The sequence below is a fragment of the Agreia pratensis genome, from assembly GCF_900177685.1.
In the GTDB taxonomy this organism is placed as follows: domain Bacteria; phylum Actinomycetota; class Actinomycetes; order Actinomycetales; family Microbacteriaceae; genus Agreia; species Agreia pratensis.
In genome coordinates this window covers 370,372-383,549 of sequence record NZ_FXAY01000002.1, presented here as the reverse complement: position 1 = coordinate 383,549, position 13,178 = coordinate 370,372, and the positions used below count along the sequence as shown (strand labels likewise).

13 protein-coding genes are annotated in these 13,178 nt (G+C 65.6%); 5 read left to right on the top strand and 8 right to left on the bottom strand.

Translation table 11 applies throughout. The annotated features are described in order from the left end of the window. Positions 1–8 precede the first annotated feature (8 nt). Positions 9–1,067: a glycoside hydrolase family 6 protein gene (locus tag B9Y86_RS07200; RefSeq protein ID WP_176223293.1), complete on the bottom strand. Its 1,059-nt coding sequence runs from the start codon at positions 1,065–1,067 to the stop codon at positions 9–11. Further along, positions 1,064–1,741 carry a TrmH family RNA methyltransferase gene (locus tag B9Y86_RS07195; protein ID WP_085484460.1) on the bottom strand — a complete coding sequence of 226 codons (678 nt, stop codon included), beginning with the start codon at positions 1,739–1,741 and terminating at the stop codon, positions 1,064–1,066. Before B9Y86_RS07195 ends, B9Y86_RS07200 begins: the two co-directional genes overlap by 4 nt. 106 nt (positions 1,742–1,847) lie before the next feature. Between B9Y86_RS07195 and B9Y86_RS07190 the strand changes: the two genes are divergently transcribed. The 4 genes from B9Y86_RS07190 to B9Y86_RS07175 all read left to right on the top strand — a co-directional run bounded on the left by B9Y86_RS07190 (position 1,848) and on the right by B9Y86_RS07175 (position 5,890). Beyond that, entirely contained in the window at positions 1,848–3,101 is a 1,254-nt protein-coding gene (locus B9Y86_RS07190) for an Nramp family divalent metal transporter (protein ID WP_085484458.1), read from the top strand. 48 nt (positions 3,102–3,149) lie between these two features. Beyond that, complete coding sequence (locus B9Y86_RS07185) at positions 3,150–3,872, top strand: metal-dependent transcriptional regulator (RefSeq protein ID WP_085484456.1); 723 nt, start codon at positions 3,150–3,152, stop codon at positions 3,870–3,872. Positions 3,873–3,929: 57 nt separating this feature from the next. After that, positions 3,930–4,730 carry an HAD-IIA family hydrolase gene (locus B9Y86_RS07180; RefSeq protein WP_085484454.1) on the top strand — a complete coding sequence of 267 codons (801 nt, stop codon included), beginning with the start codon at positions 3,930–3,932 and terminating at the stop codon, positions 4,728–4,730. A gap of 332 nt (positions 4,731–5,062) precedes the next feature. After that, positions 5,063–5,890, top strand: a complete 828-nt coding sequence (locus tag B9Y86_RS07175) for a hypothetical protein (RefSeq protein ID WP_085484452.1) — start codon at positions 5,063–5,065, stop codon at positions 5,888–5,890. A 95-nt stretch (positions 5,891–5,985) separates the two neighbouring features. On the opposite strand, the gene B9Y86_RS07170 is transcribed toward B9Y86_RS07175, so the two are convergent. The 5 genes from B9Y86_RS07170 to pyrE all read right to left on the bottom strand — a co-directional run bounded on the left by B9Y86_RS07170 (position 5,986) and on the right by pyrE (position 11,238). Further along, positions 5,986–6,789 (bottom strand): DUF1206 domain-containing protein, encoded by an 804-nt coding sequence (locus tag B9Y86_RS07170; RefSeq protein ID WP_085484450.1) that lies wholly within the window; start codon positions 6,787–6,789, stop codon positions 5,986–5,988. Positions 6,790–6,854: 65 nt separating this feature from the next. After that, positions 6,855–8,711, bottom strand: a complete 1,857-nt coding sequence (locus tag B9Y86_RS17515) for a DUF2207 domain-containing protein (RefSeq protein ID WP_176223292.1) — start codon at positions 8,709–8,711, stop codon at positions 6,855–6,857. Between the two features lie 115 nt (positions 8,712–8,826). Then, the gene (locus B9Y86_RS07160) at positions 8,827–9,735 is read right to left on the bottom strand and encodes an LPXTG cell wall anchor domain-containing protein (RefSeq protein ID WP_085484446.1); all 909 of its coding nucleotides are present in this window, start codon (positions 9,733–9,735) and stop codon (positions 8,827–8,829) included. 283 nt (positions 9,736–10,018) lie between these two features. After that, on the bottom strand, positions 10,019–10,669 hold the full coding sequence (locus B9Y86_RS07155) for a septum formation family protein (RefSeq protein WP_085484444.1): 651 nt from the start codon (positions 10,667–10,669) through the stop codon (positions 10,019–10,021). A 20-nt stretch (positions 10,670–10,689) separates the two neighbouring features. Further along, a complete protein-coding gene (gene pyrE, locus B9Y86_RS07150; RefSeq protein WP_044439696.1) occupies positions 10,690–11,238 on the bottom strand; it encodes an orotate phosphoribosyltransferase in 549 nt (182 codons plus the stop codon). Positions 11,239–11,282: 44 nt separating this feature from the next. On the opposite strand from pyrE, the gene B9Y86_RS07145 reads away from it, so the two are divergent. Continuing rightward, positions 11,283–12,119: an exodeoxyribonuclease III gene (locus B9Y86_RS07145; protein WP_085484442.1), complete on the top strand. Its 837-nt coding sequence runs from the start codon at positions 11,283–11,285 to the stop codon at positions 12,117–12,119. 131 nt (positions 12,120–12,250) lie between these two features. Here B9Y86_RS07145 and B9Y86_RS07140 read toward each other — a convergent pair whose 3' ends face one another. Further along, positions 12,251–13,174, bottom strand: a complete 924-nt coding sequence (locus tag B9Y86_RS07140) for an AEC family transporter (protein ID WP_085484440.1) — start codon at positions 13,172–13,174, stop codon at positions 12,251–12,253. Positions 13,175–13,178 lie beyond the last annotated feature (4 nt).

Below are 13,178 nucleotides of genomic sequence, written 5' to 3'. Positions count from 1 at the left end.
GCGTGCAGCTACCAGCCGGCATTGGCGGCGAGCTCACTCGCGCTCTGCGGCCACCAGGTTCCGGCAGCAGGCCCGCCGTTGCACGCGCCGTCGCTCTCGCCGGGCGGTTTGATCCACAGTTGCGCGTCGAGGTGGCCAGCGTCTGTGACGACCTTCGATGTGACGCCCAGCGCTCGACCCGTGGGGTTGCACCACTCGCCATTCGACCCGTTGCCGTTTCGACCGGTGTCGATCACGTAGTGGGAGTCGCCGGTGAGAGCCGAGAGCTTCTCGCCGTAGGCGCGCTCCTTCACCGTGGCGTTGTAGTTCGAGACGTTCGTGGCGAAGCCGCGAGTCTCGGAGATGCCCGCGCGGTTCAGCAGATCTGCCATCTGAGTCGCAGGAAGCCACGTCGAGTGCCCACCGTCGAGGTACACGGTCGCCTTGGTCGACGCGAAGGTGTCGACCGCTCCCTTGATCTGGGCGATGCGCTCGTCGACGTTGCCGCACTGCGTCGAAAGAGCGAGCGCGTCGGGTTCGAGGATGACGATGGCCGATCGGTCGGCGACAGCGCCGGCGATCTCGGCCGTCCAGAGCGGGTACTCGGCCGCGGTCAGGCCGCCGGCGGACTGATTGCCGCAGTCGCGGTTCGGCACCCCGTAGACGACGAAGATCGGCGTCGACCCTTCTGCCTCGGCCGAATCGAGGATCTGGGTCACCGTGGCGGCCACAGTGGTGGTCGGGTTCCGCTCAGGCACGAGCCAGATCGCGGTCGGCGCAGCGGCGAGCTTGTCGAGTACCTTGGTGGCGGCCGACGGCGTGGCCGGTTGACCCGATCCACCGGCGTCGGCAGACGCCGATGCGGCGGCGGCCTGCGCGGCGAGTGAACCGGGATCGACATAGAAGGAGTCGCCCTGGAGTGGGTTGTCGATGACGACATCTCCGCCCGAATCGGTGCCGGACGCCGACTCAGGCGACGCGGCGGGCGACGTGACCAGCCCGGTGAAGACGACCCCGAGAGCGACAATGGGCACAGCGAGCGCCACGATGGCGATCGCTACCCCGATTCGCGAGCCTCTAGACGTCACTTCGCCAGTGTATCCGGGGCGGCATCGGCGAATGCGACGTGCTGCAGGATCCACGCGTGCATCGCGACGGCTGCGGCCGCAGATGCGTTGATCGAGCGAGTCGAACCGAACTGGCTGATCTCGACGATCGCGTCCGCAGCCTCGAGCGCGGGTGCAGAGAGACCGGGCCCCTCCTGCCCGAAGAGCAGCACACACGAGGCCGGCAGCGAGAAGGTCTCGATGATCACGCTGCCCGGCACGTTGTCGATCGCGATCACCGGCAGGCCCGCATCCGCCGCCCACGCCACGAAGGTCTCGACGTCTGGATGATGCAGCACGTGCTGGTAGCGGTCGGTCACCATGGCGCCGCGCTTGTTCCATCGTCTGCGCCCGATGATGTGCACGGTGTCGGCGCCGAATGCGTTGGCGCTGCGAACGATCGATCCGATGTTGAGATCGTGCTGCCAGTTCTCGATGGCCACGTGGAACGGGTGGCGCGTGAGGTCGAGGTCGGCGACGATCGCGTCCATGCGCCAGTAGCGATAGCGGTCAATGACGTTGCGCGAATCACCGGATGCCAGCAGCTCTGAATCGTAGAAATCGTCGTCGGGCCATTCGCCCTGCCACGGGCCCACTCCGTTGGTGGTGAGTTCGACAGACGGATTCTGCGCGGCGGGAATCGAGTCATCGGACATCCCCTCAGGCTACCGGCCCGCTCCCTGAGCCTGTCGAAGGGCGTCTCGACAGGCTCGACGAACATCGAATTTTTAGGCGCGCCTAAAAATTCGCTACAGTGTCCACATGCTCGACGCTCCCGCACCCACGACGAAGACGGCCAGCCCGCGCGGCTCACATCTCGTCTGGCTGCTCGGGCCGGCACTCGTCGCCGGCGTGGCCTATCTCGACCCGGGCAATGTCGCCAGCAATATGACTGCCGGAGCGACGTTCGGCTTCCTCCTCGTCTGGATCGTCGTGTTGGGCAACGTCATGGCGTGGCTCATCCAGTACCTGTCGGCGAAGCTCGGCATCGTGACGGGAAAGAGCCTGCCCGAGCTTCTCGGAGAACGCATCGGATCTCTCTGGGGGCGCCGACTGTTCTGGGTGCAGGCCGAACTGGTGGCCATGGCGACCGACCTCGCCGAGATCATCGGCGGCGCCATCGCTCTCTCCCTGCTGTTCGATCTGCCGCTGCTACTCGGCGGCGTGATCACCGGCACCGTCTCGATGCTGGTGCTCGTTCTGCAAGGCTCGGGGCGCCAGAAGACATTCGAGCGCGTCATCATCTCGATGCTCGTGATCATCGCTGTCGGCTTCGCAGCGGGGGTCGTCATCAACCCGCCCGACGCAGCCTCCGTGGTCGGAGGCCTCGTGCCCCGCTTCGAGGGGCCGTCTTCGGTGCTGCTCGCGGCATCCATTCTCGGCGCCACGATCATGCCGCATGCCATCTACGCGCACTCTGCTCTCACCCGCGACCGCTTCGTCGTGCGCGCCGCCGAGCACACCACGAAGCGCCTCATCACCGCAACTCGCTGGGACGTCACGATCGCACTCGCCATCGCCGGAACCGTGAATCTCGCCATCCTGCTGCTCGCGGCGACCTCTCTTCAGGGAGTCGCCGGAACCGACACTCTCGAGGGCGCGCACGCCGCTATCGGTCAAGCCATGGGCGGCGTCGTCGCGACCTTGTTCGCGGTCGGCCTGCTCGCATCCGGACTCGCCTCGACCTCGGTCGGAGCCTATGCCGGAGCAGAGATCATGCACGGTCTGCTTCGGGTGCGCGTTCCGATCGTCTGGCGTCGACTCGTCACCCTCGTTCCGGCGCTCGTCATTCTGGGAGCGGGCGTCGACCCGACGTGGGCGCTGGTCGTCAGCCAGGTCGTGCTCTCGTTCGGAATTCCGTTCGCACTCGTGCCACTCGTCTGGCTGACCTCGCGCCGGGAGTTGCTGGGTGAGTTCACCAACCGTTGGCACACCACCGTCGCGGGCATCATCGCGTCGGTACTTCTCGTGACCCTCAACGTGACACTGCTCGTGCTCATCTTCACCGGGGCGTGACTCTGTTCTTTCTGGCCCCGGGCTGCCTGACCATAAGCTTGTCTCATCATGAGCATCCCCGAGCCCGTCGCGCGTCGAACACAGCCGAACGCCGACTCGGCCGCTGAGGACTACCTCAAGACGATCTACCACCACACCGAGTGGCAGTCGGCCCCTGTGACCCCGTCTGTGCTCGCGGCGACCATGGGCGTCGCGCCGTCGTCGGTCACCGAGATGGCGAAGAAGCTCAGCACCGCGGGGCTCGTGAACTACGAGCCGTACAAGCCGCTGACGCTCACACCGGAGGGCACCGCGAGAGCCAGGGGCGTCATCCGCCGCCACCGCCTCATCGAGACCTGGTTGGTCGATGAGATGGGCTACGACTGGCACGAGGTGCACGACGAGGCCGAGGTGCTCGAGCACTCCATCAGCGACCGGCTCCTCGATGCCATCGACTCCCGACTGGGTCATCCCACCCGCGACCCCCACGGCGATCCCATCCCCTCGGCAGACGGAACCGTCGAGAGCTCGCCCGCTCTTCTGCTGTCACAGGCGGCCGTGGGCACCTCCGGCATGGTCGTGCGTATCAGCGACAGGGATCCGTCGCTGCTCCTCTCTCTCGCAGCCGCCGGCATCCGGCCATCGACGACGCTCTCGGTCGTGTCACGGGATGCCTCGGCGGGCTTCATCGTGCGGGTCGCCGGGGCGAGCGATTCGGATGCCGGCGGCGGCCCGCTCGTGCCCGTGTCGGCATCCGGCGGTTCGTCTATCTGGATCTCGGCACCGGCCTGAGCTCCTCATAGCCGCCGCCGCTAGGCTGGGCGATGCAGGCTATGAAAGGACTCTCCCATGGCTCGACGCGATGAGATCGAATGCTGGCTGACCGACATGGACGGCGTTCTGGTTCATGAGAACAGGGCGCTCCCCGGCGCGGCAGAACTGCTGCAACAGTGGCGCGACGAGGGCAAGCCCTACCTGGTGCTCACCAACAACTCCATCTACACGCCGCGCGATCTCAGTGCCCGGCTGCGAGCATCCGGTCTCGAGGTGCCAGAAGAAGCGATCTGGACCTCGGCCCTGGCCACCGCCAGTTTTCTCAAGTCGCAGATGCCGGGCGGCAGCGCCTTCGTGATCGGCGAGGCCGGAATCACCACCGCCCTGCACGAGGCGGGCTTCATCATGACCGACACGAACCCCGACTACGTGGTCGTCGGCGAGACGCGCAACTACTCGTTCGAGGCGATCACCCGCGCAATCAGGCTGATCTCGGCGGGCGCACGGTTCATCGTCACGAACCCGGATGCGACGGGGCCGAGTGCCGAGGGCCCGATGCCGGCCACCGGGGCGGTCGCCGCCCTCATCACGAAGGCCACGGGCATGGAGCCCTATGTCGTGGGCAAGCCGAACCCCATGATGTTCCGCTCGGCGCTCAACCGCATCGGCGCGCACTCCGAGAACACGGGCATGATCGGTGACCGCATGGACACCGACGTGGTCGCGGGCATCGAAGCCGGCCTGCACACGATCCTTGTACTCACGGGCATCAGCGATCAGGCCGAGATAGAGAAGTACCCGTTCCGCCCAGACGAGATCCTCTCGGGCGTGAGTGAGCTGCTGCGCACGGAACCCTTCGAGTCAGACCAGCTCTGACCCGCAGCTGCGTTCGCGCCCGCACGGCACCCGCAGTAGTACCCGCCGCGGACTGTTGTCCCCGGTGCGCCGGTACCTACAGTCCGCAGCGGTACCTGCTGCGTGCCAGTGTCCACTCCTACCCGGGCGAAGCGTTGCACGCGCAGTCCCCAGAATTCATGAGTCGACCCGCGCCGGCCGCGTGATTACGGCAGCCTCTGCGTATGACGGAACACCTTAGGGATGTGCGCACGGGCCTCATCTTGACCTCCGCCCCCTCGATCACCCCCAGCGAAGCCCGTCAGGTGAGACGCGACCATCGGTCTGGCACATCAACGCGGTTGCATCGAGGCGTGTATGTCGAGACCGAGCGGGTGATCTCGCTGACCCCGCGAGTCAGGCACATCGCCCAGATTCACGCCATTGTCGAGACTCGGCGCATCCGGCCGATAATCGGCCACCTGTCGGCCGCCGTCTTCTGGGGCATGCCCATACGCCCCTCGATGCCGTCGACGGTTCACGTGGTCGTGCCGCCGAGCTCCGGTGCACATTCGAAGAACGGAGTGACCGTGCACAAAGAACTCCTCTCCGACGAAGACGTGGTCGAGATCGGCGGCCTTTTGGTGACGAGTCCTTTGCGCACCCTCATCGACCTCGCGCGCGTGAGCCCCTTCGTCACCGCGGTCACGGCACTCGACTTCGCCCTTCACGAGAGGCGGTCCACGCTGTTCGCTCCGATTGCGAAGTCGGCAGTGCTCGAGAGCGTCGATTCGCTCGACGCCGTGCGCGGCTTCAGTCGGGCTCGTCGAGCCGTGGAGTTCAGTCGCTCGGGCGCAGACAACGCGGGCGAGACGCACAGCCGAATCGCCATCGCCGAACTCGGATTCCCCTCACCGGAACTCCAGGTTCGCCATGTGAACCCGCGAGGCGGCTATTACTATGCCGACTTCGAATGGCCCGAGTTCAAGCGCATCGGAGAGTTCGACGGAAAGGGCAAGTACCTCAAACCCGAGTACCTCGACCGCATGTCACCCGGCGACGCTGTCGTCGAGGAGAAGATTCGCGAGGACCATCTTCGCGCGGAAGGCAACGGGGTAAGCCGCTGGAGCCCGGGCGATGTCAACAATCGACGTGAACTTCGCCGCATCCTGCTTGAGGCAGGACTCCCGTGCTCCCGCTGACCAGCAGTACCCGCCGCGGACTGTTGTCCCCGGTGCGCCGGTACCTACAGTCCGCAGCGGTACCGACTGGGGATCCGAGCGTGAGCGGATGCCCGCTAGAGCTTCGCCCAGCGAGCTCTGGCCGCGCAGAACAGTCCATAGGCGATCAGGCCGATGCCCACGAGCACCAGGATCACCTTTCCGAAGGGCAGGTCGATGAGAGACTTCAGCGCACCGTCGAGACCAGAGGCCTTCTCGGGATCAGCCGTCACGGCAGCCACGACGAAGAGCACTCCCACGACGAAGAGCGCGATGCCCTTGGCGACATAACCAGCGATGCCGAGCCCCCTCACGACCTTGCCTGTCGTACCGGCAGGAATCACGAGGTGTTTCTCGAACTTCTTGAGCACCCCCTGCACGACGAAGGCAACGCCGATGCCGGCCACCACGAGCCCGACGATCACGAGCACGACGACACCTCCCGGGTTCGCAAGCAACCGTGCACTGAGGCTCTGGCTGGAGTCGGACGAACTCGATGACCCGCCCAGCGCGAAGGTGAGGGCGGTGGCGCCGACGGCTCCGTAGGCGATTGCCTTGCCGAGTTCGGAGACACGTCTGCCCCATTTCTTCTTCGGATCAGACTCATCGAGGAGGAAGACCTGTGCGACCTGCCACACGGTCAGTGCGAACAGACCGATCGCCACGATCCAGATGACCACGATGCCGCCGGGCTTCGACGACAGCTCCTGGAGTGCGCCCGACTGATCGGCAGAGTCTCCCGAGCCGCCCACAAGGCCGATCGCGATGGCGCCGATGAGAATGTGCAGAAGCCCGAGAACGGCGTAACCCGCGCGTGCGAGGATCTCGAGCGCCCGACTGTTCTTGGCCGTTCGGGCAGCGGTCTTCGCAGAATTGGTCATTGATCGAGGCTAACGAGAGCCGGCTACGCCTGGCTAGGGGTGGACATCACGGGGCACGAGCAGAGCTATACGCCGCCCACTCCGCCACCGCCACCGCCGCCGCCAGAGAACCCGCCTCCACCCGATCCGCCGCTCGACGACGACGAGGTGCTGGCGGCGCTGCCCGAATATCCCGCGGCCGACGTCGCTGCGAACGATCCCACACTGGCTGCGAAGTACGCTGCGTTGAAGCCGGTCGATGCGCCGTACCAGTGCGGCTGTGTCTGCGTGCGCTCGTAATACGTTCCAAGCACCTTGGCCCATTCGTCTTCGACACCCCACAGCACGGCGAAGGGCAGCAGCTTCTCGTAGATCTCGACGATCTGACCGCCATCAGGCGTAGCATCCTGTGTCTTGAGTGCGCCCTCGGGACTCTGCAGCATGCGGAACCGCTCTTCCTCCGCCACGGTCAGGTAGAGCTGAACGCCCTTCAGATAGTCCCGCAGTTCGGCGCCCGCAGCCGTCAGAGGCGTGCGGAAGACCGTGAGCCAGGAGATGGCGACGCACAGCGCTCCGACTGCCAGAGGAATGAACGGAAGGGAACCGCCGCGCGACTCGGAGTTCAGCATCGCGCCGAAGACCATCGTCGCGGCGCCGGCCGCGAACACCGAGATCGCGAGAAGAAGGCTCCGGCCCGCGGTGCCTTTCTTGAAGTAGCCGTCTCTGACCGCGGTCGCGCGAACCTTCTTGATGAACTTCTGCACCTCGGTCGCGAGCGCCGTGTCGTTCTTCTTGAGTTCACGCCGGTTGTCGGGTGTTCCGTCGAAGATCATGCGGTAGAACTCGAGCTCCTGCGAAGACAACCCGTCGCTGTGCACAGCGTGGAGCCAGTACTCGGGCTTCTTCGACCACATGGAATCGCTCGGCTTCTCGACGATCTGCAGATTTCCCCGCACCGCCAGAGCGACGAATCCGGATGCCGCGGCGCGGCTCGTGCGCTTCAGGATCACCGCCGAGGTGAAGACGTCGGCTGTCGGGGGCGGCGTGTACTCGGCGACGACGGTCGGACGACCTCGGGCATCCCGGAGCCCCGCCGTGCGCCAGAGGATCGCGAGTACGGCACCGGTCACAGCAAGCAACGCGGCTGCCAGCTGAGCCCATCCCTGCCACACGCCGAGATACGAATCGTCGCGCGGCACAAACGTCGCGGGTGCGAAGCCGACGGCCACGGTCACGTTCTCGTGTGCGCCGAGAGGCACGCCTCCAGCGGTGAAGATCGTCTCGCCGTCGCCCTGCTCACTTGTCATCGGGCACGCAGTGGTCGACGCGTATGGCCCCGCGTAGCAGCTGGCCTTGCCCGTCAGCGACGGAGCGAGCCGCTCGGGCACGTGCAGCCGAACGGTCGCGGAGTCGAAACTCTGCAGCGAATCGAACCCGACCGAGTCCCAGTAGAACTCGTCGACGTCGGTGGCTTCGTCGTGCCTCGTGACATTGTGCTGCGTATAGGTGAAGGTATAGGTCTGCGCTCCGTGAACGAACTCGTCGGAGCGCACCGTGACAACGAGAAAGTCGCCATCGTCGTTCTTCTCGGCCGTGAACCGGCGCGGGTCTCCGTTCTCGTCGACGACGCTCTCGACGTCGACGTCGGTCGGGTGACCGTCGTAGTCGAGCGGGATGGCACGGCGGATTCCGCGATTCTGGTCAGCCTCGGGGAACTCGGCGACGAAGGTTTCGACCGTCTTCAGCGTCGAGCGTCCGTCGTGGTCGGTGTCGAGATAGAAGTCGGCGTCGTACGACGAGAACGAGAAGTCATCGACTCCCGCCGACAGACCGGATGCGACGGGTGCGGCAACAGCCTCGGCCGCGGCACTCGAGGCAGCGCCGCCGACAGCCGCCGCTCCCAATCCGATGACGACGAGTGCGGTCAGGAAGATCGGGCGCATGCTGCTCACTCTACGGAAGGTGCCGCAAAAACGAAGGAGATGGAGCATACGACGAAGGGCCGAGACATGATGTCTCGGCCCTCCGGGTGCCGATCAGATCGGCGGGTGAAGCAGGTTACGCAGCGGCGTTCTGGCGACGACGGGCGACCATGAGGGCAGCACCGACGAGCAGCAGCAGAGCGGAGCCACCGGCGAGGATGCCGGCGTCAGACGAACCGGTGTTGGCCAGCTGCGGGGTGGGGTCGACGATATCGGACGGGATGGTGGGAGTCTCGCAGTTGCCGATGGTGATGAGACCGGCCGTTCCGACGACCGAGGCGCTGCTGAAGGTGATCGTGTAGACGCCGTCCGGGATGTTTCCAGCCGTGGAGTAGAGCGTCAGTGGCGCGGGACCGACGGAGCCGGTCTCATCAGCCGTGAACGTCGTGTCATCAATCTGTACGACGCCTCCGGCGGCGTCGGTCACAACGTAGCTGCCGTCTTCGTACTGGTCGAACCCGGTGGCGAACACGGATACGCCCGATTCGCGAACAGCGTCACCGCTGAGGCAGATCGGGTCGATCACGACGTTCTGGTCAGCACGAGCGAACGCGGTGACGCCGATCGGGAGGAAGATCGGATCGATGTCGGCGGTGTTGTTGATGACCGCGGCGAACGGCGTCTCGCCGAGAAGCGGGAACGCCCTGAAGTCGGATGTGGGCGTGCGAGCGACGTCGAACGTGATGGTGTAGGTGCCATCGGGCTGTACGACAGTCTCGGTGACGGCAGATGGGGAGAGGTAGCTCTTCGTGACCGTGCCGATGGCGCCGCCATCGACGATGTCGATGGTCAGAGCGTCGCCGGGGTTGCCCTGGCCGGAGACCGTGACCTTGCCGTCGTGGCCCCACGAATTCTCGACGACCGAGCCGGGGGTGACAACATCACCGGCGGCCGAAGCCGGAGCGGCGACGAGAAGTGAGCCGCCAGCGACGAGAGCCGCCGCGACGAGGCCCGCGCCGAGGCGGGAAAGGATTGAGCGGGACATTGTTCTCCTGAAATAAGCGAGCAGGGGGATCATCGTCGGTGTCTCTCCCGACGAAAGTGGCGATGCTGCGAGAATGCTGCGTCCCATTGAGGCTATCGGCACTTTCCCAGATAAGCCAACCCCTGAAGGATTAAATCCAGACCCCCTCGAAAAGGTTACACACTGTCTCTATTTTTCGAGCCGCCAAAGAACCTGATCACGCTGCGCTTAGCGACCGCGGGAGGTGCGGCTCACCGGCCCACGTGAGCTGCTTTTCTTTCAGCCCGATCCCGCAGGAACCGCCTCAGGCAGCCGGCGGCGCCTGCACAGAAGCTGTGAACTTCTCGCCCGACGATCGGCTGACGAAGCACGAATACTCCCGTTGACCGGCCGCCCACTGCGCCTCCGAGACCGGGTAGCTCGCCTGCCACTGCACGTCGGGGTACGCCGAGGCGGCAGCGAAGTCGAGCACGGTCGGAGCCGTGCACGCCAGGTTGAGCTGCGACGTGATCGCGGCCTCGCCGGGATACACCGCAGCAGGGTCGGGGTTGAGTGACACCCTCGCGATCAGCTGGGCCGCGTGCGGCGCCGCGCAGTCGACGACGGTGAACGTCTCGTCCCACGGCGTGCCGAACGGATCGAGACACTCGCCCCCGCGAAGCTCGTTCCACGGATGAACCCCCGCGGCGGCGGGCCCCGTCGGAGCAGCAGCAGGTTCCGGAGCCGTAGGCGTTGGCGTGGGCGTCGCAGCTGCCGGCGTCGCCGATGTCGACGCGGTGGGGCCGGATGTCGGCGCCGCTGTCTGGGCCTCGTCGAACCAGGGCAGGTGCCGGCCGATCACGAAGAAGAGCACGACGACGAACACGGCGGCGAGTGCCGCGACGGCGACGACCAGCCATCTCGGCGTCGGACGACGCACGCCCGAGGCGCCCGCGGCATCCACTGGCTCTGTCATCGTCTGCCCGAGATCACCGTCTACTCGAGACCGAGGTCTGCCAGGCCGATCGCGTAGTAGTAGGGGTAGCCGGCCTTCTCGATGCGCTCGCGTGCGTCGGTGTTGCGGTCGACGACCACGGCGACGCCCACGACGATGGCGCCGACCTTCTCGAGCGCCTCGATGGCCTTAAGAGGCGAACCGCCCGTCGTCGACGTGTCTTCGAGCACGATCACGCGCTTGCCTTCGAGTTCGGGGCCTTCGACCTGCTTGCCTCGGCCGTGATCCTTGGGCTCTTTGCGCACGACGAAAGCGTCGTAGGCCAGGCCCTGTGCCGCACCCTGATGCAGAATCGCGGATGCCACGGGGTCGGCTCCCATGGTCAGGCCGCCGACGGCGAACACGTCGGGGATGTCTTTGATGACATCGATCATGACCTGGCCGATGAGCGGCGCGACGCGGTGATCGAGGCTCACCTTGCGCAGGTCGACGTAGTAGCTCGCCTTCTTTCCGCTCGTGAGCGTGAAGTCGCCGTGAAACACGGCTTCGGCGGAAATGTAGTCGATGAGTTGCTGGCGCGCGTTCGTCACCGCCCTAGTTTAGGGGAGCCGTTCACGCGAATAAACTGGGGCGCATGCGCATTGCGACCTGGAACGTGAACTCCATCAGAGCCCGGGTCGACCGGGTCGCGGATTGGCTCGTGCGAGAGGACGTCGACGTTCTCGCCATGCAGGAGATCAAGTGCAAAGAGAATCAGTTTCCGTTCGAGCAGTTCACCGCTGCGGGCTATGAGGTCGAACTGCACGGCCTGAGCCAGTGGAACGGCGTCGCCTTCGCTTCGAGGCTGCCGATGACCGAGGTCACCAAGGACTTCGAGAACATGCCTGGCTTCGGCGTCGCGGCCGACGACGGCACACTCCCCCTCGAGGCGCGCGCCCTCGGTGTCACGGTGAACGATGTGCGGCTCTGGAGCCTCTACGTGCCGAACGGCCGCGAGCTCGGCCACGCTCACTACGACTACAAGCTGCGCTGGCTAGCCGCCCTCTCTGCCGACACCCGGGCCTGGATCGCGGCGAACCCCGAGCAGCCGCTCGCCCTGATGGGCGACTGGAATGTGGCCCCCCTCGACACCGACGTCTGGGACATCCAGGCTTTCGAAGGCTCGACGCATGTCTCGCCTCCCGAGCGGGCCGCGTTCAACGACTTCATGGATGCCGGGCTCACCGACGTGGTGCGTCCGCGCATCCCCACCGGCTACACCTACTGGGATTACAAGCAGCTGCGCTTTCCCCGCAACGAGGGCATGCGCATCGACTTCATCCTGGGCTCGCAGCCGTTCTCCGACAAGGTGACCAATGCCGGCATCGACCGCAACGAGCGCAAGGGCGATGCGCCCAGCGACCACGTTCCGGTCTGGGTCGACCTCGATGTCGAGACAGAAGAAGACGACGACCGCCCGATGTTCTGGTGAATTGCGTGCCCGGCATCCTGCGCTGATTGAGTAGCCGCGCGAGGGACGAGCCGGTGTATCGAAATCACGTCACGATGGTCTCGATACGCTCGTTCCTCGCTACTCGACCAGCGCAGAGCCGCGTTACCCGGCTACGGCGCGAGGAGCGCGGCGGCGACCACCAGCACAGGTACCGCCGCCACCGTCGTGATCAGCACTGTGTCGCGCGCGATCACCACTCCACGCTCGTAGCGCGATGCGAAGTTGAACACGTTCTGCGCAGTCGGCAAGGCGGCGAGAACCACCACGCCGAAGAGATGCGTCGAATCGAGACCGAAGACGAACCGACCGAGCAGGTAGGCGACGATCGGCATCACCACACTCTTCAGCAGCGCGGCGGTCACGACGTCGCGACGCCCGGTTCCCGGCGCCAACGGCCGCTGTCCCGCGAGCGACATGCCGAACGTCATGAGCACGAGCGGAATCGTCGCTCCGCCGATGAGATCGAACGGTGCCATCACGGCGTCGGGCAGCGTGACACCGAAGACGCTGAGCAGCAGACCGATCAGCGAGGCGATGATCATGGGGTTGCGCACGGGCTGCGAAAGAAAAGAGCCGATGGATGCTCTGCCTCGCGTCACCGTGTCGAGAACCGTGAGCGTCACGGGCGCCATCACGATCAGCTGCAACATCAGCAGCGGAGCGATGAACTGGGGGTCTCCCAGCACGTAGATGGCTACGGGCAGGCCGATGTTGTTGGCGTTCGAGTACGACGAGGCCACCGCCCCGATCGTGGTCTCGGCCGCGGGTCGCCGAAAGAAGAGCCGAGACGCCACGATGTACAGCGAGATCGACGTGGCCACGGTGATGATGGTCACCACGAGGAAAGACGAGAAGATGACGCTCACGTCGGCTCGCGCGAGCACCGTGAAGAGCAGCGCCGGGCTGGTCACGAAGAACGCGATGCGGTTCAGCGGCTTCTGCGCGTCGACCTGCAAGATGTTCGTGCGACCCACGACGTAGCCGACCGCGATGACGAAACCGATGATCGCGAATCCGGTGAGAACTCCGGCCATGGCT

What these genes read in the sequence shown, in the direction of transcription:
- B9Y86_RS07195 (WP_085484460.1), bottom strand. Translation starts at nt 1,741, where the DNA reads ATGTCCGATGACTCGATTCCCGCCGCGCAGAATCCGTCTGTCGAACTC.
- B9Y86_RS07190 (WP_085484458.1), top strand. Translation starts at nt 1,848, where the DNA reads ATGCTCGACGCTCCCGCACCCACGACGAAGACGGCCAGCCCGCGCGGC.
- B9Y86_RS07185 (WP_085484456.1), top strand. Translation starts at nt 3,150, where the DNA reads ATGAGCATCCCCGAGCCCGTCGCGCGTCGAACACAGCCGAACGCCGAC.
- B9Y86_RS07180 (WP_085484454.1), top strand. Translation starts at nt 3,930, where the DNA reads ATGGCTCGACGCGATGAGATCGAATGCTGGCTGACCGACATGGACGGC.
- B9Y86_RS07170 (WP_085484450.1), bottom strand. Translation starts at nt 6,789, where the DNA reads ATGACCAATTCTGCGAAGACCGCTGCCCGAACGGCCAAGAACAGTCGG.
- B9Y86_RS17515 (WP_176223292.1), bottom strand. Translation starts at nt 8,711, where the DNA reads ATGCGCCCGATCTTCCTGACCGCACTCGTCGTCATCGGATTGGGAGCG.
- B9Y86_RS07160 (WP_085484446.1), bottom strand. Translation starts at nt 9,735, where the DNA reads ATGTCCCGCTCAATCCTTTCCCGCCTCGGCGCGGGCCTCGTCGCGGCG.
- B9Y86_RS07155 (WP_085484444.1), bottom strand. Translation starts at nt 10,669, where the DNA reads ATGACAGAGCCAGTGGATGCCGCGGGCGCCTCGGGCGTGCGTCGTCCG.
- B9Y86_RS07145 (WP_085484442.1), top strand. Translation starts at nt 11,283, where the DNA reads ATGCGCATTGCGACCTGGAACGTGAACTCCATCAGAGCCCGGGTCGAC.
- B9Y86_RS07140 (WP_085484440.1), bottom strand. Translation starts at nt 13,174, where the DNA reads ATGGCCGGAGTTCTCACCGGATTCGCGATCATCGGTTTCGTCATCGCG.